Below are 23,590 nucleotides of genomic sequence, written 5' to 3' on the forward strand. Positions count from 1 at the left end.
GTAAATACCAATTTAGGTTCAGTTAGTGTATTGGGAACACAATTTAATGTTCAAGTAAGAGATGCTTATTTTGAAGTTTTTTGTTATGAGGGTTTGGTAAGTGTAAATTACAATAACGAAACCATAAAATTACCTGCTGGCACTTCTTTTAAAGTATTAAACTCAAACACTGAATTTTCTAATTCTATAACAGGAACAAATCCTTCTTGGTTAAAAAATAACAGCTCATTTGCAAGTGTGCCTTATAGCTACATTATTAAAGAACTTGAAAGACAATACAATATAGAAGTTACTTATGATAAAGCCTTAAAAAATACACTTTTCACAGGAACTTTTACACATTCTAATTTAGAAACAGCTTTAAAAGCCATTTGCATACCGCTGAATTTAAATTACACCATCTTAACTAAAAACAAAGTGAGTATTACTATGCAATGAAATTTAAAGTAAGTACATATTTTTTAGTTTTAAGTTGTTATTTTTTTTCCTTTCATGCTAATTCTCAAGATTTAGAAACAAAAAAAATAACTCTTTTTGAGGTGCTTACAAGTGTTGAAAAACAATATTCAGTTTCGTTCACTTATGCAAATAAAATAATTGAAGAAATAAAAATAGTTCCAAACATTAAAGGCTTGTCTTTAAAAGAAACCATAAACTATTTAAAATCCAAAACACAGCTATCTTTCATCTATTTGACACCAACCAACATATTAATTAATAAACCAATTAAGAAAAATTTAATTTGTGGTTATTTAGTTGATATTAACTTAAAAATACCTATTGAAGGAGTTTCAGTAGCTGTATTAAACCGAAATTCCATTTCAGCAATTGATGGCTATTTTGAACTAGACAACGTTACAGCAAATCAAATTATTACTATAAGTCATTTGTCCTACCCAACTATCTACTTAAATTCTAACGATTTTCTTTCAAAAAGCAACTGTTTAACAATTAATAATACTCAAAAAGTTGAAATGCTAAATGAAGTAATTTTAAATAATTACTTAACATCTGGAATTACAATAACCACTAATAACACTATAACAATTGATGTTTTAAATTCGGGGATTTTACCTGGTTTAATTGAGCCTGATATTTTACAAAAAATACAAGCAATTCCTGGCATAAGCAGTATTAATGAAACCATTTCAAATATTAATATTAGAGGAGGTTCAAACGACCAGAACTTATTGCTTTGGGATGATATTAGAATGTATCATTCTGGACATTTTTTTGGATTAATCTCTGCATTTAACCCTTATTTAACAGATAAAGTAACGCTTACTAAAAACGGTACAAGCGCTCAATATAATGACGGAGTTTCTGGTACTATAAATATTGAATCTATTAATGAAATTAGCAAAAAACCTTTTGGTGGCGGTGGGTTTAATTTATTAAGTGCAGATGCTTTTGCGCATATCTCAATTTCAAACAATATTGGATTTCAATTTACAGGAAGAAGAGCAATTACTGACATAATAAATACGCCTACTTTTGAACAATATTATAAAAAAACATTTCAAGATTCTAAAATTACAGCTTCAAATGCTGGGCTTGATGAAAATAACATCAGTAATAACTCTACCTTTAATTTTTTCGATTATAGTTTTAAGATTTTATATAACTTTAATAAAAATCATAAATTAAGGCTTAGTTATTTAAAAGTAGATAATCAGCTTCATTTTGATGAATTTTTACAATCTGAAACTATTTCAGATTCTAAAACTAGTGAGTTAGAACAAAGTAATGTAGCTGTTGGTTTACATAGTACAAATCAATGGAGTTCCAATTTTAGAACCTTATTTCATACCTATTATACCAAATATAATGTTCATGCAGAAAATTTTACATTATTAAATGACCAACGATTAATACAGATAAATGAAGTTTTAGAAACAGGTATAAAATTGAATACTTATTATAAATTTAATAAGAATATTCAACTATTAAACGGTTATCATTATTATGAATTAGGAATTACAAACTCTGAAGATGTAAATCTTCCATTATTTATTAGAACCATAAAAAATGTTATTAGAAATCATGCTGTTTATAGCGAAATAAATGCCTTCTCTAACAATAATAAAACATTTATCAATGCTGGCTTTAGGGTAAATTACCTTGAAAAATTTAACAACTTTATAATTGAACCAAGAGTACAAGCATTACATAAAATTAGTTCTAACATTTCATTTAAAATTGCTGGAGAATTTAAAAGTCAAAATGCCACACAGATTATAGATTTACAAGAAGATTTTTTAGGTGTTGAAAACAATAGATGGACTTTAGCTGACAATAATGAAATTCCAATTATAAAAAGCAAACAGGCATCTGCAGGTATCAATTACAAGAAGAACAACTTTTTTGTTGATGTTGAAGGGTTTTACAAATTTGTTGATGGAATTACTACAGCAAATCAAGGGTTTCAAAATCAAAATCAACATATTAAAACTTCAGGAAGTTATATTTCAAAAGGAATTGAGTTTTTAGCAAATAAAAAAACTGAAAATTTTAGTATTTGGGTTGGCTACACTTATAATATAAACGACTATGAGTTTAAAGAGCTTACACCTGCAGTTTTTCCTAATAATTTAGATATTACGCATAGCATTTCTTTTGGAAACACCCTTACATTAAATAATATTGATGTTGCTTTAGGTTTAAATTGGCGAACAGGAAAACCACACACTACACCAACTAGCAATAATGCTGTTACTAACAATGGAATTAGTAGCTCTATAAGTTATAACCAACCTAATAGTGAACGTTTACCCAATTATTTTAGAGCCGATATTTCATCAACTTATAATTTTAAATTAAGTAAAAAAGTGAATGGAATGGCTGGAATTTCAATATTAAACTTTTTAGATACTAAAAATACATTAAATACGTATTATGAAGTAAACACAGAGAACTCGATAGATGTTACCAATAATACTTCAATTGGAATAACTCCTAACCTTACTTTTAGAGTTTATTTTTAATTTATTAAAAGTACTATATGGCGTACTTATTAAATATTACTTTTCTCAAAGGGCAAGTGCATATATCAGAATAACCAAAAGCCATTTTATAACCACAATAAATTTTTGAAGTATAATTTACAATGTGAACTTTATTATTTACTCAATTTGTAACATTACAACAACTGCTAAGATTTTTTAAACAACTAAATTCTTTTTTACACTTAGTGGTTTGTTCTAATATTTCTTTTTCAATTTTCATTATTAAAATTAAATTTTTGTAAAGAAACAATCTTAACCATTTCAAATATAAGTTATTACACTCAATAAATTAACGAAAAATTAAAGAGATAATTGTTGTGACTTCACCAGGATTCGAACCTGGATCTAAAGTTTAGGAAACTTTTGTTCTATCCCTTGAACTATGAAGCCTTTTATTAAAAAAGGGAGCTGTTAAGGCTCCCTTTTTTACTACTAACTAAAAAAATCAAAAACTCATTACTTATAGAAAAGCAATGAATAAGTTTGGTAAAAGTAATACGTATTTCCCTTATAAATAATGATAAATGTCATTAAACTAAAAAATTTATTTCTATGAAAGAACTATCTTCGCAAACAGAACAAAATAAAACAAAAATCAATGGGAATAATTAGTTTTGGAGAATATACTAAATACCACAATTACAAAGTTTTAGATGAAAGACAGTTGAGGGCAAGTGCAGGAATTATGCTTTTATTAGGTGTTATAGCAGCTATAAATGGTTTCATTTTAAATAAATACACAATCATTCCTTTTATTTCAGGGTTTCTATTTTTAAATTTTGTGATTGGAATTTTTATAAACCCAACATATGCACCAACAATGCTCCTTGCGAAAGTCATTATCTATAAACAATCACCATTGCCAATTGGAGCTATTCAAAAGAAATTTGCTTGGAGCTTAGGACTTGTTTTATCAGCAATTATTTGGACCCTTTCTCTTTTTCTAATTAACGACCCAACTTATTTTGATCCTGTATGCTTATTATGTGTTATTTGTATTATACTACTTTATGTAGAAACGGCTTTTGGCATTTGTGTTGGTTGTAAATTATACGATGTAGCTATTCTATTAAAACTACTAAAGAAACCTTCAGAAAAACCAAATTGTATGGGTAATTCATGTGAGGTTTAGAAAAAAGAACTAAATTTTAAGGATTCCCAAAAAGTTGGTGTATTTCTTCTTTGGAAAAAAAAGTACTAGACCCAAATGTATTACTAGGCAAATTATTTTGCCTAATTTTTACCATTTTTTGACCCTTAATATTTGAAAATTCAAACTTTACAATCGTATCATTATTGGCTTGAATAATCATTTGATGATTATTTACATTCTTAAAACCATCCATTATAAGAGCATAAACAGTCTCCTTATTTTTAAAATAAAATGAATTTTGTGTTGTTTGAGTTTCACAATTAATATCTGAATATACAAAAGAAAATAAGTTATCTGACTTCAAAAGTTTTATAGAATGACTTCCATTTTTAGCACTCCCAATTTCTTGACCAAACAAGGTTGATGAAATTAAAAAAAGACATAAAAATACGTTAATTCTCATATAACTATACTATAAATGATGTTGTTAAAATCAATCTTAAATTTGTTTATTACTTCGTGGGTTTAAAATATAGGGGAAGCAAATGTACTAAAACAATAAATACCTAAGGCATTATCGTAGATTATTTTTTACAAATACGTACTATTTTTACAATCAAATAACTTATTCTACTGATAGCACTAAAATACGACTTCAAAGCCTCCAAAAATACCAAAAGGATGACCTGGTCTCCAGCCAGCTGGAACTCTTGATACAGCATAAACTCTATCAAAAAGATTGATAATTTGAGTTGTGAGCTTAAGAGAATTACTCAACCTATATTTTCCGGTTACATCAACAATCACATTTGAAGGTAATTCATTAACATTAGCATTCCCACCAGCACTCGTTTGGGTATTAAAGGCGCCATTGTATCTTACATTCGTATTTAATTCAACATGCTCAAATTGTAAACTCGAGGTAATGTTAAACTGGTGTGGCGCAATATATGGCACTGCATCTCCCTCTTGTATTTCTCCCCAAATACTTTCATTACTCTCAAAATTATTTGAAAATACTGCATTGGTATAGGTATAAGTAAATGTTAAAGGAAGTTTTACTTTACTAGTCTTAGGTAATGCATCAACATTTAGTAACAATTCAAAACCGCTCACCAATACTTCACCTGCATTAAATTGGTCGAGTGTTCCTGTACCTCCTGTAGCTGCTAAGTCGTTCCCCAATAAATTGCTATAATCGTTCATAAACCCCGTAAACTCTCCTCGAATACCTTGATAATTAAAACGGCTACCTAGCTCATAGTTCACACTTAATTCTGGTTTTTCCCCTTCTGAAGTTCCAGGAGGTGAAAACCCTTTATGTACACCTCCAAATAGTGATAGCTGCTTGCTAAATTCAATGTTAAACCCAATACCAGGGATAAACACATTTACATTGTTTTCTACCATAGAAAGTCCGCTGTTATCTCTAGTAGCATTGCCAGAACCAAAATCTCTTGACTGTAAACGTATGTTTTCATAACGAGCACCTGGAGTAATGGTTATATTATCTTTTTTAAACTTATAGGTTATATAAGATGCAAAAGCGTTGGCACTGGTAATTCTATTTCCTTGGTCACCTTTTATACCATTTGATGTTTGTACCATGCCGCCATTAGTTATGGAATAACCATCTTCCCACTGAAAACGATCCTCTTCATCATAATGAAAACGTACCCCAATTTCTAAGTCATGAAACGTATTTTGCTTACCAAACCAATGCATATCAAACTTTGTTTGGATTCCTATAGAGGTATACACTCGGTTATTTGCTTTTACTAGTAGGGCATCATTCCCTGAATTTAAATTTCCAGCTACAATATCATAATGTTCTGGATACATTGGATAGTTGTTAATTACGGAGGCAATACCAACTTTCTCGCCATTTTGTATTACATCATCTAACTTATACCAATTGCGTTGAAATTCGTTAAAATAGGCATTCGTAACAAGTTTTATGCGGTCAGACAATCCTAGAATATGTGTCGCCATGTATTGAAAGTGCTCTGCTTGCATATTATCAATTTGTGAACCCTCATAACGCATAAATGGTGTCGTATCAAAATCGTTTTTTGTTAACCCAACATACGTTTCATTTGAAGCTTCATCGTAATATTGAAATTTAAATTCAATTGATTGCGGTAATTTGGCTGCTGCTTTTGAACGATAACTTAATTTGGTTACCACTTCATTAATATCGAATCCGGTATTTTCATTGTTTCCTAATTCTTTAAATCCATCTGAATTCATATTTAAGTACTCTACCACATAGCCCAAACGCTGGTGCTGATTTCCTACTTTAGTATATACTTTTCCTGATTGATAGGTTCCATACGAAGAATTAAATACACCACTTAAAGATGATGGAATTTCAGAAGAAACAAAATTAATAGCGCCACCGGTGGTAAAAGGTCCGTATTGCACTTGACTACTTCCTTTCAATATTTCTACTGCTTGCATTCTAGCTACGGAAGGAAAATAGTAAGCTGCTGGCGCACTATAAGGTGCCGGTGCAATAAGAACACCATCTTCCATTAAGGTAATTTTTGCACTTCGCTGTGGTGAGGTACCACGTAAACTTATATTTGGTCGTAACCCAAAACCATCTTCTTCATAGTAATTTACACCGGGAACCTGACTTAATACTCGGTTGATATCCATATTAGAAAACTTTCCAAGTTCAGCTTTTGAAATATAATAAGCTGATCCGGTTCTGTGACTTGCCACAAATTTATTCCCGAAAATTCTATTGGCTTTGATAAAAACCTCATCTAATTTTTGAAGCGAATCTATCGATTGATTATTCGCACTAGATTGAGCAAAAGTTACTGTTGTAATACACATAAAAGTGAATAGATAAATATATTTCATTGTTCTGTTATTTAGATTCATTTTAAATAAGAACAAAAGTACTATCAAGAATAATTCTAAACAAGCTTATTTAGAATTATTTTAAATAAGGATGACATTTGTCATATTTGTTACATAATTAATCACTGAAGAAATTTAAAAAAGTGCAAAAATTATTACCTAACTACTTGTTTTATAATATCTTAAATTATAATATGTAATAATCCTTAAAAAAATGAAGTTGCCCTAAAATGAACTTTATAGTAGGGCTTTAGCAAAAAATGATTGTAATATTTGCTCTATAAATCGCAAGAATTGAATCTCAATCACTATGTAAACACATTGTGATTACTTGTTTGAAGGCAACAGTTTATAAATACTCACGAATTAACTTTACCAAGTCGTTTTTATGAATGGGCTTTGTAATATAATCATCACAACCAGCTAAAATTGACTTTTCCCTGTCGCCAGGCAATGCCAAAGCAGTTTGAGCAATAATAATTACGTTTTTATTAAATTTTCGTATTTGCTCGGTTGCTTTATAACCATTCAACGTTTCCATTTGAATATCCATTAAAATTAAATCGATATCGGTATTATTTTTACATGCTTTAACGGCTTCAAATCCGTTGGTAACGCTTATAATTTCCTTAGACATACTATTTAACATATATGAAAGCAATTGGCTTGAACCTTCATCGTCTTCTACAATTAATATCTTAAGATTTCCCATTGTATTTTGTTAATAGTATTAGATTTATAATGAATCGCCTCTAAAATAATGTGCTATTTATAAGGCAGCGTAAATTAGAATGTAGAACCCACATTTACTTTTTGAAGTTATATGCTTTTTTATAGCTTTAGTAGTTGTGTTTCTGATTTGAGCCGATATTTTTTTCTTGCTTTCCAAGTTACTGATACGCTTTAGAAATTACTTTTAAAGTTAGGTTATAAATTTTATTTTAATGTAAAACGTATTACTTATTTGAATTAGAACATCTCTACAGATAAATAATTGACCTATCTAATTATTGATAGGCGTTAAAAACTTTATAAATTTTGCGTAAAATACTTTTCTATGAATGACTCTAATTTATCTTTTTTAATAGGTTTGGTCATATAATCATTGCAGCCTGCTGAAATTGATTTTTCTCTATCTCCTGATAATCCATACGCAGTTTGAGCAATTATAATTACATTTTTGTTAAACTCCCTAATTTTACGTGTCGTTTCGTATCCGTTCATTTCAGGTAGTTGAATATCCATTAAAACCAAATCAACATCAGGATTTTTTTTGCACATTTCAATAGCCTCTACACCTGTTCTAGCATTGATAATCTCATTGCTAAACTCACGAATATATATAGACAGCAATATTTCTGATGCTTCATCATCCTCAACAATGAGTATTTTTAAATTTTTAAAATCATTTTTAGTGTTGTGATTTATCTCATTAGGTTTTGGAATATTCTTTTCTTTTGCTTTCCTGTTATAAGGTAATGTAAAATAAAATGTAGAGCCAACACCTTCTTCACTTTCTAACCATATGTTACCGCCTAGCATTTCTACATAGGCTTTTGTAATAGACAAACCAAGCCCAGCTCCTTGTCTAGCCATTTTATCTCCTATATCAGCTTGAATAAACCGTTCAAAAATAGCTTCTTGTCGGTCTATTGGAATCCCAATACCGGTATCTTTCACATAAAACTCTAAGTAGTCTCCTTTTTTTTCATAGCCAAATTCAATAGAACCTTTGTTAGAGTACTTAATAGCATTTTTAACCAAGTTCGTTAAAATAGCAAATAATTTTTCACGGTCTGTTTCAACAATAGCTTCATTTTTTGGCAATGTGTTATTCATGAAAAGTTGCATGCCTTTGGTTTCAACTTCTGGTTTAAAAAAAGTATATAGGTATTCTATTTGCCTGTTGATATCGGATTCCTTCATGTCCATTTTCATCAAACCAGCTTCTATCTTCGAAATATCAACAATATCATTGATAATATTTAACATTCTATTCCCACTTTTTTCAATAACCTCTATATACTTCTGTTGCTGTTCACCAGAAAGATTCGGTATTTTTAAGAGTTCTGAAAACCCTAAAATACCGTTCATTGGAGTACGAATTTCATGACTCATATTTGCAAGGAATGAGGATTTTAATCGATCACTTTCTTCAGCTTTTTGTTTTGCCAAGATTAATTCTAATTGAGCTTTCTTTATGCTTGTGATATCTCGAATTACACCTACCAAATATTTTTTTCCATTAATATCTGAAAATCGAGTTTTACGTGTTGAAATTGTTCTAGTTTCACCACCTCTTACCGTAAGAGATTCTTCATTTATATTTTCAATTCCATCGGTAAGTACTTGTTTGTCAATTTTAAAAAAACTTTCTCTTTCCTCGGGTGATACATCTTCAGCAAGTGTTTTTCCTATAATTTTACTTTTAGCTAAACCAAATAGTTTACAAAAAGCTTCATTTACAAGAAGTAGCCTACTTTCTTCATCTTTTACAAACAAAGGGTCGCCAACTTTGTTAATTATATTATCGAGATATTCCTTACTTTCTTCGGCTTTTTCTTTGGCTTTTTTTAATTCTTTTTCAACTTTTCTTTGTTTGGTGATATCAACATGAGTTCCCACCATTCTTATTGCATCTCCAGATTCATTAAAAATTGCTTCTCCGCGTGATAGAATATCAACCCAATGACCATTTTTGTGTTTCATTTTAAACTCCATTACAAAACGGTCTAATTGTTTTGAAATAAGTTGTTGCTGCATGTCCCATGATTTTTTAACACCTTCAGGATCAGTTATTTTTTCCCAGATGGAGAAATCATTCGGAATTTCGTGATCTTCATATCCTAGCATTTTTTTCCATCCTGGGGAATAGTATATTTCGTTGGTAATTAAATTCCAATCAAATAAACCATCATTCGAAGCATTCATTGCAAGATTAAATCGTTCTTCACTTTCTTTTAGTTGTTTTTCTGTAGCATACTTTTCAGTAATATCTGAAAAAACCAACACCACACCACTAATCAAACCATTTTTATTTTTAATAGGAGCAGCGCTGTCTGCAATTTGGTATTCACTTCCGTTTTTTGAAACTAAAACTGTATGGTTTGCAAGCCCCACAATTTCACCATTTTCCATTACCTTTTCAACAGGATTTTCAACTCTTTTACGACTTTCGGCATTGATAATGTTAAAAATCTTTGTTAAGGGCTTTCCCTTAGCGTCATCAAAACTCCAACCAATAAGCTTTTCTGCAATTGGATTCATGTGTGTAACCCTACCCGCTATATCTGTAGAAATTACACCATCACCAATAGAATGAAGCGTAATCCTTAAGTTTTCCTCGCTCTTGGCAAGAGATTTTTCCGCTAACTTTCGTTCGGTAATATCAATAAAACTAATAACTATTTCTATTATTTCACCCTTAGTATCCAGCACAGGAAAACCATTGATAGTTGCCCAAACCATGGAATTTTTAATGGGATGGTGAATTCCTAGTATTTGATTTTTTATTGATTTTTTAGTTTTTGCAATCCGATTAACAGGATATTCCTCAAACGGCAAAATAGTAGTATCTTCTTTCAATAATTTCCACAATGGATCAATGGCTACTTTACCCTTCATTTGATCGCTTGTTAATCCTAAGATTTTTTCAGCCAATGAATTGGTCATTAAAACTGAAGTATCTGGTGCGTGAACCACCACTCCAGCCTCAAGATTTTGTAACAAACCTAAATACCTCGCCTCGCTTTTACGATATGCATTACAAACTATTTTTTTTTCAGCTACATCTTTTAGGACATCTTTTGGAAGTTTGCTTTGCTCAAAACCTGTTTCAACTGAAAGTAATAAGGAGTCGTATTTTTGCTGTAGTTCTTGTAATTCAAAGTTAAGTTTTGATTTACTTTTAGCTTTATTATCCATATCTAAATATATTACTTCAAATATTACATAGCTATAAATTTAAGCTAAATAAATTCGTTTATTTAAAAATGGATTAGTTTAAAACCATTCTAAGTAGTTTTTGTATGTTAGGAAGTAAATTAAGGGAAGTAAATAGACACTTATATACAAAAAATGTGTTGAAACGTTACCCATAAAAAAAGCCTTTACAATGCTATAAAGGCTTTAACAAAATTTGCGCCCCCTACTATTGTTTTGTCGAATTATTCTAATTAAGAATTGATAAAGTTAACATATCACTTATATTAAACTACACAAATGTTCTATTAACATCTTTACTACAGAATCAAATTATCATAAGTATTGTTTATGGCTTATAAATTTAAATTATATTTATTTAATAATGACTTAGGGTGTATTTTGTTTAAAATAAAGTCTTTTTATGTTAAATTTTTGAAGATGTGTTAAAAAAAGGTTAAATGCTATTTAAAAGCCTTTTCGCTTTATAAAAAGGTATACTTTTGTCTAAGTTTAATTATATATTCATTAGACATTAAAATTTAAATTATGAAAACAACTAATATTACAAACATGACAGCGGATAAGAAATTACTTCCAATTGCTACTGCTGTGACTAGAAGAACACAATGGAATAATTATAGAAGATTCGGTAACAGATTCAATTAAATTATTTAACAAGAAATTAATTAATAATAAATCAAAAATCATGAGAAAATTAAAATTTTTAACATTTGTACTTTTTTTTAGTATCACAAGTTTATTTGCTTCAGAAAAAATAAATAAAGCAAATACTGACATTAGAGAGCAAATTGTTCAACTGCTAGACGATGCAAAATTTGAATTAATAGACGATTACAAAATGTATTTAACTTTTACCTTTAATTCAAATGGAGAAATAGTAGTTCTAAATATTACCTCAAGTAACAAGGAAATAAAAGATTTTATTAGAAAGAACATCAATTACAAAAAACTTGAAAATCCAGGAATTATGAATGAGACGTATACGATGCCAATTTATTTAAAGGCAATCTAATTACACTCTATATAAAATTTTAAACTCGGACTAGATAGTCCGAGTTTTTTTTAATAAATCTAAAATTTAGTTATTGGGTTTAATCTTTTTAAAGTTCAATTTTTCTCAGACTCAATCTATTTTGAATTTAATTAGACAGCCATTAAATAGGATTGCATAGAATGCAAAAGTAAAAAGCCTTTACATTGCTGTAAAGGCTTTAACAAAAGTTGCTCCCCCTCTTGGACTCGAACCAAGGACCCTCTTATTAACAGTCAGATGCTCTAACCAACTGAGCTAAGGAGGAATTTATTCTCTTTTGCGAGTGCAAATATACAAGGATTTCTACTTTTTGCAATATTTTTTTTAAAAAAAATCATTCTTTTATCTTTTTTTTCTACTTTTAAAACTAACATCCTGATAATTAATGCTTCAAAAATTTATAAAAATGAGATAAAGCAACTATTTTAAATAGTAAAACACATAAAAACAGTACAAATTTTTATAATTCTACAATAATCTTAAAAAATAATAAATTGAAATGTTTGTTATTGTAAAAATTGTATTTTTGCAAGAACTAAATAAATCATTGACTACTAAATATCAATATGGATAAATATTCATTTTTAAATGCAGCTCATACAGGTTTCATCTCAGATTTGTACGATCAGTATTTAATTAATCCTGACAGTGTAGAGCCTAGTTGGAGAAGTTTCTTTCAAGGTTACAATTTTGCGAATGAAAATTTTTCGTTAACAGAAGAGGTTGAATCTGAAACTGCAATTCCTGAAAATGTCCTGAAAGAATTCAGAGTAATAGACCTTATAAATGGGTATAGAACTAGAGGCCATTTATTTACAAAAACAAATCCTGTTAGAGCTCGAAGAACTTATACACCAACGCTATCGTTAGAAAATTTTGGTCTATCCAACAATGACTTAAATACAATATTTGATGCCGGTAATATGATAGGAACTGGTAAGGCAACACTTCAAAAAATTATAGCGCATTTAGAATCTATTTATTGCGATTCTATTGGTGTTGAATATATGTACATTCGAAATCCAGAAGAGATTAAATGGATTCAGAAACAATTACACAGAAATTCTAATCACCCAAACTATTCATCTGAAACTAAAAAATACATCTTAAAAAAATTAACCCAAGCTGTTACATTTGAAAATTTTTTACAAACAAAATATGTAGGTCAAAAACGATTTTCGTTAGAAGGAGGTGAAACTTTAATCCCTGCAATTAGTGCTGTAATTAGAAATGCCGCAGTAGTATATGACGCTGATGAGTTTGTTTTAGGTATGGCACATAGAGGTCGTTTAAATACCTTAACTAATATTTTTAGAAAACCAATACGCGATGTATTTAGTGAGTTTGAAGGGAAAGATTTTGAAGATGAAGATATTGATGGTGATGTAAAATACCATTTAGGATTAACTACAACCAAAACGCTAAAAAATAATAAAGAACTAAAAATGAATTTAGTTCCTAATCCTTCACATTTAGAAACGGTTGGACCAATTGTTGAAGGAATTGCACGTGCTAAAATTGACGAAAAATATAATGGAGATAATTCCAAGTTACTACCAATTATAGTACACGGAGATGCGGCAATTGCTGGTCAAGGTTTGGTATATGAAGTTACTCAAATGAGTAAATTGAACGGTTATACAACAGGAGGAACTATTCATATTGTTATTAATAATCAAATTGGATTTACCACTAATTATTTAGACGCACGTTCGAGTACCTACTGTACTGATGTTGCCAAAGTTACCTTATCGCCAGTCTTACATGTAAACGCAGATGATGTTGAGGCGGTAGTTCACGCTATGGAAATGGCGTTAGATTTTAGAATGAAATTCAAACGCGACATATTTATTGACCTTTTAGGCTACAGAAAATATGGACATAATGAAGGTGACGAGCCTCGTTTTACGCAACCAAAATTGTATAAAGCAATTGCAAAACATAAAAATCCAAGAGATATTTATGCACAAAAATTAATTGAAGAAGGTACTATTGATACAGCATATTTAACTAATTCTATCGCAGAATTCAAAAATCTTTTAGAACAAGAATACTTAGAATCTAAAAAAGTTGAAACGTCTAAAGTACGTGAATTTATGCAAGACGCTTGGGAAGGTTTTACGCGAAGAGATTTAGACGCAATGCTCATTTCTGAAAACACAACCTATCCAACAGCAAAGCTAAAAGATATTGCTAAGGTAGTTTCAACAGTTCCTGAAGGTTTAAAATTTTTAAGGAAAGCTGAAAAAATCTTATTGGATAGAAATAAGATGGTTTTTGAAAGAAATAAGATTGATTGGGGAATGGGGGAAACTTTAGCTTACGGAAGTTTGCTTCAAGAAGGTTTTGATGTTCGTATTTCTGGTCAAGATGTTGAACGTGGAACATTTAGTCATCGACACGCCATATTGCGTGATGAAATTTCTGAAGAACGCATTAACCTATTAAATAAATTAGACGATAACCAAGGGAAAATGTATATCTATAATTCCTTATTGTCTGAATATGGAGTGCTTGGTTTTGATTATGGTTATGCCATGGCAAATCCAAATACCTTAACAATTTGGGAAGCCCAGTTTGGTGATTTTAGCAATGGCGCACAAATTATTTTCGACCAATATTTATCGGCTGCTGAAGATAAGTGGAAATTGCAAAATGGTATTGTTGTTCTGCTTCCTCACGGTTATGAAGGCCAAGGCTCTGAGCACTCATCTGCTCGTATGGAGCGCTTTTTACAATTATGCGCAATTGATAATATGATTGTAGCAGATTGTACAACACCAGCAAATTTCTATCATCTATTGCGTCGTCAAATGAAACGCGATTTTAGAAAACCATTAATTGTATTTACACCAAAAAGTTTATTACGCCATCCTTTAGCAACCTCGACTTTAGAAGAATTTTCTGAAGGAGGTTTTCAAGAAGTAATTGACGACGCCATAGATACGAAACATGTAACTAAATTAGTATTTTGCACAGGTAAATTTTATTATGATCTATTAGCAGAACGAACTTCTTTAGAAAGAAATGATGTTGCTTTGGTAAGAATTGAGCAATTATTTCCGTTACATTTAGAAAAATTACAACAAGTAATTGATAACTATCCAAATGTAAAAAATTATGTTTGGGCTCAAGAAGAACCTGAGAATATGGGAGCTTGGAGTTTTATGCTTCAACGCTTTAGATTGGTTAACCTAGAGGTAGCTTCACAGCCTTTTTATGCTGTTCCTGCTGCAGGTTCATCGGCGAGATTTAAAAGAAGACACCAACGTGTAATTGACAAGATATTTAAAACTAACTAATAAAAATTCGTCTAAAAAGACAAAAAATTAATAAGATGATTTTAGAAATGAAAGTTCCCTCTCCGGGAGAATCTATTACAGAAGTAGAAATCGCAGCTTGGCTCGTTGAGGATGGTGATTATGTTGAAAAAGACCAACCAATTGCTGAAGTTGATTCAGACAAAGCAACATTAGAATTACCTGCTGAGGAAAGTGGTATTATTACACTAAAAGCTGAGGAAGGTGATGCTGTTGAGGTTGGTGCCATTGTATGTTTAATTGATATGGATGGCAAAAAGCCTGAAGGTATGGCTGCTAAAGGAGTTAAACCTGAAGCACCAAAAGCAATTGAAAAACCTGTTGAATCAAAAACTACCTATGCTAGTGGATCTACATCACCAGCTTCTAAGAAGATTTTAGATGAAAAAGGAATTGCTCCTTCTGAAGTGAAAGGCACAGGTCGCGATGGAAGAATTACAAAAGACGATGCCATAAATGCTGTGCCAAGTATGGGAACTCCTGCTGGTGGATCTCGTAGTTCTGAACGTTCAAAAATGTCTATGCTTAGAAGAAAAGTAGCACAGCGTTTGGTTTCTGTAAAAAATGAAACTGCCATGCTTACTACTTTTAATGAAGTAGATATGAAGCCTATTTTTGATTTAAGAAAAGAATATAAAGAAGATTTTAAAGCAAAACATGGAGTTGGACTTGGATTTATGAGTTTCTTTACGCTAGCAGTTGTAAGAGCGTTAGAATTATACCCTGACGTAAACTCAATGATTGACGGAGATTATAAAATTTTACACGATTTTAAAGATATTTCAATAGCTGTTTCTGGACCAAAAGGTTTAATGGTTCCTGTAATTAGAAATGCTGAGAACTTAACTTTTAGAGGTGTTGAAAGTGAAGTAAAACGCTTAGCCATAAGAGCACGCGAAGGTCAAATTACAGTAGATGAAATGACTGGTGGAACATTTACAATTACAAACGGTGGCGTATTTGGATCTATGCTCTCTACTCCAATTATAAACCCTCCTCAAAGTGGAATTTTAGGAATGCATAATATTGTTGAAAGACCTATTGCTGTGAATGGTGAGGTTGTTATTAGACCAATTATGTTTGTTGCATTATCTTATGACCACAGGGTTATTGATGGAAGAGAATCTGTTGGATTTTTAGTAGCTGTTAAAGAAGCTTTGGAAAATCCAGTTGAAATTTTAATGGATAATAATCCTAAAAAAGCATTGGAATTATAATTCAAGCCTACATTTTAAAACAAAAAACCGAGCTATTTGCGCGGTTTTTTTGTTTTAAAATTTATACACCAATCTTTTTAAATACAAAAGCTGATTTTTATAATCTATTATTGCTTTGCCCTTTTCAAGAATATCTGCCCCAATAATTCCATCCACAGCATCAGCATTATGCTCAGTTAAGGCCGTATTTACATGTGTCAAATCCAACAATACTAAATGACAATTATGATAGCGCCAACCTTTTAATCCAAGTTTATTTTTTGTGGAAATTTTAGTCTCAATACCAATGGCGCCAGCTCCTGCGGCTTTTGTTTCAGAATCTTTCACCTCTAATTTAAACTTACCATCTAAATGAATATCAACACAAGAATTAGAAGCTCCAGTATCTAAAATAAATCTACCTTTTACACCATTTATAGTTGCTTTTAACTCAAAGTGATTCGTGTTAATTTTCTTGAGTTTTATTTTAGTGTAGCCTTTTCTTATAAGGATGTTGTTTAATTTCATGGAGTGTTAATTTCAGTCAAATTTAACGCTTTTTTAAAAGAAAGTACCCAACTAAAACTAAGATTCCTAGAAATAGAATCCACATAAAATTAAAGCCTTTATTTTCAAAAGAAGTTACCTCACCTATATATATGAAGCTTGCCCAATAGAAAGGTGACTTTTTACTTGCCACAATTGATTTATTTTCAAGATAGGCTAATTTTGAATGATGTAAAGCAGCTGATTTATTTCCTGTGTTCTTATAATTTTTATAAAACGCTGCCATAAGTCTTTCTGTAGACTTATCATTAACTTTCCATAAAGAAACGAGTAAATTTTTTACACCTGCATACGAAAATCCACGTGCTAAACTCATAGCTCCTTCTCCTTTTCTTAAAGTTCCTAAACCTGTTTCGCAAGCACTTAAAACTAACAAATCAGTTTCTAAATTATAGCCATAAATTTCAGGTAAATAGAGTGTTTCATCATAAAACTCAATGGCTGGTGGTGTATAATAATCGCCTGAAGTTGCGTGCGTTGATAAGTGAACAATCTCATACTTTTTTACGAGCGTATTAAAGACTTCTTTTGAAGCATTCTCTTTTAATAAAAAAGTACCCTTCATACTATTCTTAACACTTTCTGATTCTTGCAAGGTATATGTAAGTTCAGCTAATTTGCGATGATTGTTCTCAAAAACCGGAAAAAAGCCAATGAAACTATCCTTTGTATTTTCTTTTATTTTTGCATCATACATTAAAACAGAGGCCGAATACGCAAAGCTTATCCTACTTTTTTTAAGTAAATAGGGTAACTTTTCGAAGTTTGTGTTAACTGTTTTCTCCGTAATTAAAGCATCAAAAGGAAGAAAGGAAAACACACCATCCGGAACAATTATTGTGTTTTTAGGCAACTCAATTGTAATAATTTTTCTAAATAACTCATATCCTAACGAAGTGTATTTTGCAACATTATTTTGTAAAGCAGTTCCTCGACTATCAGCAAATAGGCTTAAAAATTGGGAAATTTGATATTTAAAAGTAGTATCTTTTACAATCTTATCCAATTTAGGTTTAGCTGTTTTAGAAATATAAAAAATATACACATACTCTTTACCATCAAAAAACTCAATAAATTGTTCGTTGTTAACTAATAATTTTTCTTTAATACTTTTAAATGAAATTAAACTGTCATTCCTAATAGCTAACGATGGATATTTCTTTTTAATCTGCTGCTTTACTAGTTGTAATTCATTAAAAACAATGTTACGCCTATTCGTTAAATCTGCTAATAAATTTATAGATGCTTTTTTACCTTTTAATTCTTCAATAGTAATGCTTTTATTTAATTGTGCTTTCTTAAAAGTTAGATCCTTTTCAATTATGAATAAAGAATCATTTTTAATTGTTGACTTTTGAAAAGCTGCTTCTTTAGCTTCTAATAATACTGCCGATTTTGATAGTTCGGCAAAATGAAATGCCTTTTCAAGCCAATTGATAGTTTTAGTTTGTTGATATAATTCGTAACACAAATCAATACAATTTTCACTTCTATTTCTATTTTCTTGTTGTTGAATTACTTTCGCATTCTGACTTAATAAAGAGGCTCTTAATTCATCTTCAACCTTAAAAGCCAATTCATAGTTTTTTAGTGCATTTTCAAAATCGTTTTGTTGAATAAAAAGTTGAGCTCTTCCGTCCAAAGCTTCTTTTAATGTATTTTCAGGATAAAAATAAGTTGCTTTAGGATTCTCAAAAACCGTTTTTGGCTGATACTTTGGAAGCAATGTACTCAACGATTTTTGATAATACGTTAATCCATTTTCAAGTTGATTGGTTTGACCATAAACTTCAGCAAGTTGATTGTAAATTTTAGCAACTTCTCTATCGTGTTCCCCAAAAGCTTTTCGTGCATTTTTTAAAGCATCCTCCAATTCAATAATTGCTTGATCAAACTCTCTAAGTTGAACAAAACAATTTGCTAACGTAATCCTATTTTTGGCTAAAATTGAACTATTAGAATCAACATTGAATTGATTTGAAAATTGTACGTTTTTTTTCGCTTTTTCAATATCTTTTAAATACAAAAAATTAATAGCTAAATCGGAATAAACTCGCGCTTTTAGTTGATTTTCAGTTGATAAATTCAAGCTTAAATTCAAATAAGTAATGGCTTGTAAATAATCTCCTTTTGTTCTAAAAACAGTTGCTAAATTTGAATATCCAGCGATTAACTGGGAGGTATCCTGTTCTTTTTGAGCTTTTTCAATGGTAATTTTTAAAATATCTTCGGCTCTATCAACATCCCCTAATCGTGTATAATTATTGGCTAATGGCTTTAGGCAATACTCAATAATATCGAATTGAATGTTCGTATTGTAAATTGCAAAGGCTTTTTCATATTCAAGTATTGACTGATTAATAAATCCAAATTGTTTTAAATAAAACGCATAATTAATGTGCAAATAAAGTTGTGCTGTTGTTTCACTAGTATTTTTTGGATTACGCCATAGATTGGTTGAAACATCCTCAAATAATTTTAAATTTTCAATAGTTGCGTTTTTTGCATACGCATCTAGTTGTCTATAAATAAATTCAGAAAAATTGTCTTCCGTTTTTAATGAGTCTAAAGTTATTTTAAAATTAGAATCAGTACGTTGAGCAACTGAACTAACACCAAAAAGAAGAAAAAATAAAATGACTATATTTTTTAGCATAGCACCTTATATTTTCCAAATTGCATAAAAATGCAGTTGAGAATGTGGTTGATTTAAATTATACAAATAACGCACTCCAACACTTGGGCCAATTCTAGATGCTCCAATTGTTACATCTCCAAAAATACCGTAATTAATATCACTAAAAGACGAGTTAGTTTCAGTTTCTATTGTTTCATTAAGTGCCTCAATTGGATCTCCAACAATATCTTTTAAATACGTAAAATAGCTAGAGTTTGTTGTATTGCTCGTTTCGTTAGAAACATCAAAAGAAAGTTGAGGCCCAATACCCAAACCAATAACTCCATTTAAATTATATCGAAATGAAATAGGGACTACATCAATATTTAATTTTGTGATTTCTGAGTTTGTTTCATCAAATCGTATAGCACTATCAATAATTACATCTTGATCTAAAATAACTGGACCAAGTTGTTCGCTGCTACTTTTAAAATCTCCAAATTCGTGAGTAGAAATCATGATTTCAGCTTGCAGGTATTTTTTATAAGATTTATAAGGAGAAATTGTGGCTCCAACAAAATAACTTTTAGAATCTTTTACATCTAAATAACTGTTGTACCCAGATTTTACACCAATAGAAATCCCTGGCGAAAAACGTGAAGTTGATGTATTTGTTATGATTGGTTCATTTTTATCAAAAATAATTGCGGTTTTACTTTTAGACTTTTTCTTATGAAAATCGTTTCCAAATTTTAGTGAATATTTTACAAACCCTTTAGTAGAATCCTTATCATGAACTCCTTTTTGAGCTGTTCCTGGTAAATAAATATTTTTAAATTGAAATGAAATCTGGTCTTTTAAAATAATCGTATCCAAACAACTATATCTCACTTCTTCTTCCGGACAAATAGGACATTCAGGATACATATCCAATACTTTTAAACTTGACTTATCTAACATTTCAGGAATATCAACATTTAATTTTATCAATCGAGCTGGACCTTCTCCATCATTTTGAAAACGAACTTTATATTTTAATCGTTTAAAACGAACCAACCTGTAATTTAATCTTGTATCGTAAACTGCCATTTTATTTGGGTCGTGCGAGGTTACAATTTCCATTTCTTTGGTTAACACTTTATGGGAATCGTTACCACGTTCAGGTACATAAATACTTCTAATTGAAATAACAGCACTTGTATCTTTTAACATTTCAGGTGTTGTTTTAAAGCTAAAAAACATGTTACGCTCTTCATTCGCTTCCAAATAATCAACATCATACACTTTAACATCTTGATAATACGCTTTAGCTTCTTCTAAAGATAAGGGTAAGTTTTGCTTTAGTGTATCAGAAACTATTAGTTTTTCATTTATAAATGTTGAAACACCTGTAGTTTTTATGAATTCGTTTTTAGAAATATATCTATTATTATCAACTATTATTTCATCTGAAATTTCTTTTTCATTGTGATGTAACCTCACATCTACTAAATCAAAATTTTTCGCTTTGTATTTCTTTTCATTAAAAAAAACGTACACTCTTCCGCTAGTTGGAAATTCTTTTGTGTTTCCATAACTTAGCACCAACTGCATTTCTTCATCAGGTACTGGATCTCTATTTGTTTGTAACCTAAATCCATTATGAGCAGCTACTAAATTATGATTTTCATTTTCAGAAGTATCAAAATTTGCTTCTTGAATAGCAACTTCTTTTGGACGAGTTGCTGGTGGTTTCCCATCGTCATAATTATTAGTTACCGATAATTGAGTGTTATAGTTCCCTTTCTTTTTATACGTATGCTTTGGCTTTTCTTCAAAACTATAATCTCCATCACCAAACTCCCAGTAATAAGTGTAAAACGCTTTTGGCGCTCCAGCAATTTGATTTAATTGAGGTGTTTTAGGATTAAAAGAAACCCGATTCAAATCCACTGAATATTCAATAGTGGCTGTCCTCTCTATGGTGTCATTTTCTATTGCCTGTCCGTAAAAAGTAAAAGATAATAAAAGCACAAAAAGTGCTGAAACATAATTTTTCATTGTTAGTAGATTTAAACAAATATAAAAAAAGGATTTAAGTAAGTGCAAGACAGCATAAACGTTTGATGAAAAAATGTAAAAAGAGACTCTCCAAAAAGGAGAGTCTCAATTACAGCAATTAACCTATTTCTAACTGTTCTCTAATTGCAATATTATGGTAAATCGTTAATTAATGTTTCTAAAGCTGCTTGTGTAATTGGACTTAAACTTGAAATTACTTCAATATGATCGTCTACAATTGTTGTTCCTTGTATGGCGTAATTTAATTGTCCGTCTATTTCAGCAACCATAATAATGTGTACTTCTAATCCAACTGGAATTAATCCGTAATGTTCTGTAAACATCTCCAACTCGGTATTATAAACATCCATTCTTGCTAAAGCTGTTGGTTCTCCATCGTATGATAAGTAAACAGCACAATTATCTTGATTAAATTCGTTTGGCACATCAATAAATATTTCTGTTTTAGCTCCTGCATAATTGTACCATCTGTCTAAGTTTGTCCATCCAAAATCTCCAATATCATAATTATACGTTGCGAAAGCACCATCAGCACCTTGAGCATCTCTAATTTGAGCATCATCTTGTTCACCATTTCCATCTTCATCAGCTTCAACCCAATCACAATCATCATCAATACCATCACAATCTTCATCCGGTCCTCCTCTAAAAATTTGCATTCCTCCATCTAGATCTGCAAAATCAACTGGTCTACTATTCACGTTTGCCATGGCTAATAATTCTAATTCATTTGACCCTTGTTTTGCATTGATAAAAAATTCTCCCGCTGATTTTAACGCTTCTTTATCGCCATTATCTCTCATTCCTAAAGTTGATTTATTCTTTAATAACATAGAAGCTTTATCATAAATTTCAATAAGTTCTACTGTAACATTTCCAGTAACTGGACTTCCATTTATTCCAAAAGAATTTGGTTGAAAAGTTACTTGTGTTCCTTGAGTTCCTGTAATTACACCACCTGATGCAGCGTCTAATGTAAATTCTTGTAAAGCATCAACTCTATTGTCTAAAAAACGAGCTGCTAGAGCTTCACCGTCTGGTTGAGTTTGAGCAACTTCATTGTTGTCGTCAATACAACTTGCCAAACTTGCAAGAACCATTATTCCTAATACATTTTTAAAAATTCTGTTTACAACTTTACTATTGTTTAAGTTTGTAAAATTTTGTTTTTGTGTTTTCATAATTATTAAATTTTAATTGTTTTTAAATTTGTGTTACACTAACATATCAACAGGTTTCTTTTTTTGTTACCCCTTTTTCTAAAAAAAAAATTAAATTAGCTATCTCTAACATTTGTAAATGAGCCAAAAACCACACGCAGACCATATATATATTGAGGCTTTACTAAAAAACAACAGTAAAGTACTTTCTGAAATTTATTTGAAGTTTTCTCATAAAATTATTTCGTACGTAAAAAAGAACAATGGAAATTCAGATGATGCTCAAGATATTATTCAAGAAACATTAGTCACTATTTATCACCAAGCAAAAGAGAAAAATTTTATACTTACATGTCCGTTTGATGCGTACTTCTATTTATTATGTAAAAGACGTTGGTTGAATGAACTTAAAAAAAGAGGAAATAATAGGGTAACAATTTTTGAAGATGACACATCTATTACTGAAGAGCAAGAACAACAAGTTGAAGAAACTGAAATTTTTGAAAAACAAAGTCAGCTTTTTGAGTCAAAGTTTAAAGAATTAGGTGAAAAATGTCGAGAATTATTAAAAACCACCTTCAAAATTAAATCGATGGAGAAAGTTGCCGAAATTTTAGGTGTTACTTATGGATATGCTCGAAAGAAAAAATCACAATGTATGGGTAAGTTAACGCAGCTTGTGAAAAATTCGAATGAATATCATCAACTAAAAGCGTACTAAA

Annotated in this window: 15 protein-coding genes and 2 tRNA genes; 7 read left to right on the forward strand and 10 right to left on the reverse strand. The window is 30.4% G+C overall.

Going from position 1 to position 23,590, the window contains the following annotated elements; translation table 11 throughout:
- Both HKP59_RS11960 and HKP59_RS11965 read left to right on the forward strand, forming a co-directional pair.
- Nucleotides 1-438, forward strand: a 438-nt coding sequence (locus HKP59_RS11960; RefSeq protein WP_291807236.1) for a FecR family protein, incomplete at its 5' end; no start/stop codon positions are given.
- The gene (locus HKP59_RS11965; RefSeq protein ID WP_291807239.1) at nt 435-2,984 is read left to right on the forward strand and encodes a TonB-dependent receptor plug domain-containing protein; all 2,550 of its coding nucleotides are present in this window, start codon (nt 435-437) and stop codon (nt 2,982-2,984) included. The genes HKP59_RS11960 and HKP59_RS11965, both read left to right, overlap by 4 nt.
- Nucleotides 2,985-3,323: 339 nt before the next feature.
- Here HKP59_RS11965 and HKP59_RS11970 read toward each other — a convergent pair.
- A tRNA-Arg gene (locus tag HKP59_RS11970) sits at nt 3,324-3,395 on the reverse strand.
- 208 nt (nt 3,396-3,603) lie between these two features.
- Here HKP59_RS11970 and HKP59_RS11975 point away from each other — a divergent pair.
- Nucleotides 3,604-4,137 (forward strand): DUF4395 domain-containing protein, encoded by a 534-nt coding sequence (locus tag HKP59_RS11975; RefSeq protein ID WP_291807242.1) that lies wholly within the window; start codon nt 3,604-3,606, stop codon nt 4,135-4,137.
- Between the two features lie 16 nt (nt 4,138-4,153).
- On the opposite strand, the gene HKP59_RS11980 is transcribed toward HKP59_RS11975, so the two are convergent.
- The 4 genes from HKP59_RS11980 to HKP59_RS11995 form a co-directional block, all read right to left on the reverse strand.
- Nucleotides 4,154-4,561, reverse strand: coding sequence for a hypothetical protein (locus tag HKP59_RS11980; protein WP_291807245.1), 408 nt, complete (start codon nt 4,559-4,561; stop codon nt 4,154-4,156).
- Between the two features lie 179 nt (nt 4,562-4,740).
- A complete protein-coding gene (locus HKP59_RS11985; RefSeq protein ID WP_291807248.1) occupies nt 4,741-6,969 on the reverse strand; it encodes a TonB-dependent receptor in 2,229 nt (742 codons plus the stop codon).
- A gap of 349 nt (nt 6,970-7,318) precedes the next feature.
- Complete coding sequence (locus tag HKP59_RS11990; RefSeq protein WP_291807251.1) at nt 7,319-7,681, reverse strand: response regulator; 363 nt, start codon at nt 7,679-7,681, stop codon at nt 7,319-7,321.
- Between the two features lie 317 nt (nt 7,682-7,998).
- Nucleotides 7,999-10,893: a PAS domain S-box protein gene (locus HKP59_RS11995; RefSeq protein WP_291807254.1), complete on the reverse strand. Its 2,895-nt coding sequence runs from the start codon at nt 10,891-10,893 to the stop codon at nt 7,999-8,001.
- A 706-nt stretch (nt 10,894-11,599) separates the two neighbouring features.
- Between HKP59_RS11995 and HKP59_RS12000 the strand changes: the two genes are divergently transcribed.
- On the forward strand, nt 11,600-11,926 hold the full coding sequence (locus HKP59_RS12000) for a hypothetical protein (protein WP_291807257.1): 327 nt from the start codon (nt 11,600-11,602) through the stop codon (nt 11,924-11,926).
- A 212-nt stretch (nt 11,927-12,138) separates the two neighbouring features.
- Here the strand turns inward: HKP59_RS12000 and HKP59_RS12005 are convergent.
- Nucleotides 12,139-12,212 (reverse strand) — tRNA-Asn (locus HKP59_RS12005).
- A gap of 301 nt (nt 12,213-12,513) precedes the next feature.
- On the opposite strand from HKP59_RS12005, the gene HKP59_RS12010 reads away from it, so the two are divergent.
- Entirely contained in the window at nt 12,514-15,249 is a 2,736-nt protein-coding gene (locus HKP59_RS12010) for a 2-oxoglutarate dehydrogenase E1 component (protein ID WP_291807261.1), read from the forward strand.
- A 35-nt stretch (nt 15,250-15,284) separates the two neighbouring features.
- Complete coding sequence (gene odhB / locus HKP59_RS12015) at nt 15,285-16,484, forward strand: 2-oxoglutarate dehydrogenase complex dihydrolipoyllysine-residue succinyltransferase (RefSeq protein ID WP_291807264.1); 1,200 nt, start codon at nt 15,285-15,287, stop codon at nt 16,482-16,484.
- A 54-nt stretch (nt 16,485-16,538) separates the two neighbouring features.
- Here odhB and HKP59_RS12020 read toward each other — a convergent pair whose 3' ends face one another.
- From HKP59_RS12020 to HKP59_RS12035, 4 genes are all read right to left on the reverse strand, one after another.
- The gene (locus tag HKP59_RS12020) at nt 16,539-16,991 is read right to left on the reverse strand and encodes a retropepsin-like aspartic protease (protein WP_291807267.1); all 453 of its coding nucleotides are present in this window, start codon (nt 16,989-16,991) and stop codon (nt 16,539-16,541) included.
- A gap of 22 nt (nt 16,992-17,013) precedes the next feature.
- Nucleotides 17,014-19,686: a CHAT domain-containing protein gene (locus HKP59_RS12025; RefSeq protein ID WP_291807269.1), complete on the reverse strand. Its 2,673-nt coding sequence runs from the start codon at nt 19,684-19,686 to the stop codon at nt 17,014-17,016.
- Nucleotides 19,687-19,692: 6 nt separating this feature from the next.
- A complete protein-coding gene (locus HKP59_RS12030; protein WP_291807271.1) occupies nt 19,693-21,687 on the reverse strand; it encodes a PKD domain-containing protein in 1,995 nt (664 codons plus the stop codon).
- A 152-nt stretch (nt 21,688-21,839) separates the two neighbouring features.
- Nucleotides 21,840-22,889 carry a hypothetical protein gene (locus tag HKP59_RS12035; RefSeq protein WP_291807273.1) on the reverse strand — a complete coding sequence of 350 codons (1,050 nt, stop codon included), beginning with the start codon at nt 22,887-22,889 and terminating at the stop codon, nt 21,840-21,842.
- 118 nt (nt 22,890-23,007) lie between these two features.
- Between HKP59_RS12035 and HKP59_RS12040 the strand changes: the two genes are divergently transcribed.
- The gene (locus tag HKP59_RS12040) at nt 23,008-23,589 is read left to right on the forward strand and encodes a sigma-70 family RNA polymerase sigma factor (RefSeq protein ID WP_291807275.1); all 582 of its coding nucleotides are present in this window, start codon (nt 23,008-23,010) and stop codon (nt 23,587-23,589) included.
- The last annotated feature ends 1 nt before the right edge of the window (nt 23,590 follow it).

It is taken from the genome of Lutibacter sp. (assembly GCF_013041805.1).
Taxonomy (GTDB): Bacteria; Bacteroidota; Bacteroidia; order Flavobacteriales; family Flavobacteriaceae; genus Lutibacter.

Coding starts and splice junctions, on each gene's coding strand:
- HKP59_RS11965 (WP_291807239.1), top strand. CDS start 435: ATGAAATTTAAAGTAAGTACATATTTTTTAGTTTTAAGTTGTTATTTT.
- HKP59_RS11975 (WP_291807242.1), top strand. CDS start 3,604: ATGGGAATAATTAGTTTTGGAGAATATACTAAATACCACAATTACAAA.
- HKP59_RS11980 (WP_291807245.1), bottom strand. CDS start 4,561: ATGAGAATTAACGTATTTTTATGTCTTTTTTTAATTTCATCAACCTTG.
- HKP59_RS11985 (WP_291807248.1), bottom strand. CDS start 6,969: ATGAAATATATTTATCTATTCACTTTTATGTGTATTACAACAGTAACT.
- HKP59_RS11990 (WP_291807251.1), bottom strand. CDS start 7,681: ATGGGAAATCTTAAGATATTAATTGTAGAAGACGATGAAGGTTCAAGC.
- HKP59_RS11995 (WP_291807254.1), bottom strand. CDS start 10,893: ATGGATAATAAAGCTAAAAGTAAATCAAAACTTAACTTTGAATTACAA.
- HKP59_RS12000 (WP_291807257.1), top strand. CDS start 11,600: ATGAGAAAATTAAAATTTTTAACATTTGTACTTTTTTTTAGTATCACA.
- HKP59_RS12010 (WP_291807261.1), top strand. CDS start 12,514: ATGGATAAATATTCATTTTTAAATGCAGCTCATACAGGTTTCATCTCA.
- odhB (WP_291807264.1), top strand. CDS start 15,285: ATGATTTTAGAAATGAAAGTTCCCTCTCCGGGAGAATCTATTACAGAA.
- HKP59_RS12020 (WP_291807267.1), bottom strand. CDS start 16,991: ATGAAATTAAACAACATCCTTATAAGAAAAGGCTACACTAAAATAAAA.
- HKP59_RS12025 (WP_291807269.1), bottom strand. CDS start 19,686: ATGCTAAAAAATATAGTCATTTTATTTTTTCTTCTTTTTGGTGTTAGT.
- HKP59_RS12030 (WP_291807271.1), bottom strand. CDS start 21,687: ATGAAAAATTATGTTTCAGCACTTTTTGTGCTTTTATTATCTTTTACT.
- HKP59_RS12035 (WP_291807273.1), bottom strand. CDS start 22,889: ATGAAAACACAAAAACAAAATTTTACAAACTTAAACAATAGTAAAGTT.
- HKP59_RS12040 (WP_291807275.1), top strand. CDS start 23,008: ATGAGCCAAAAACCACACGCAGACCATATATATATTGAGGCTTTACTA.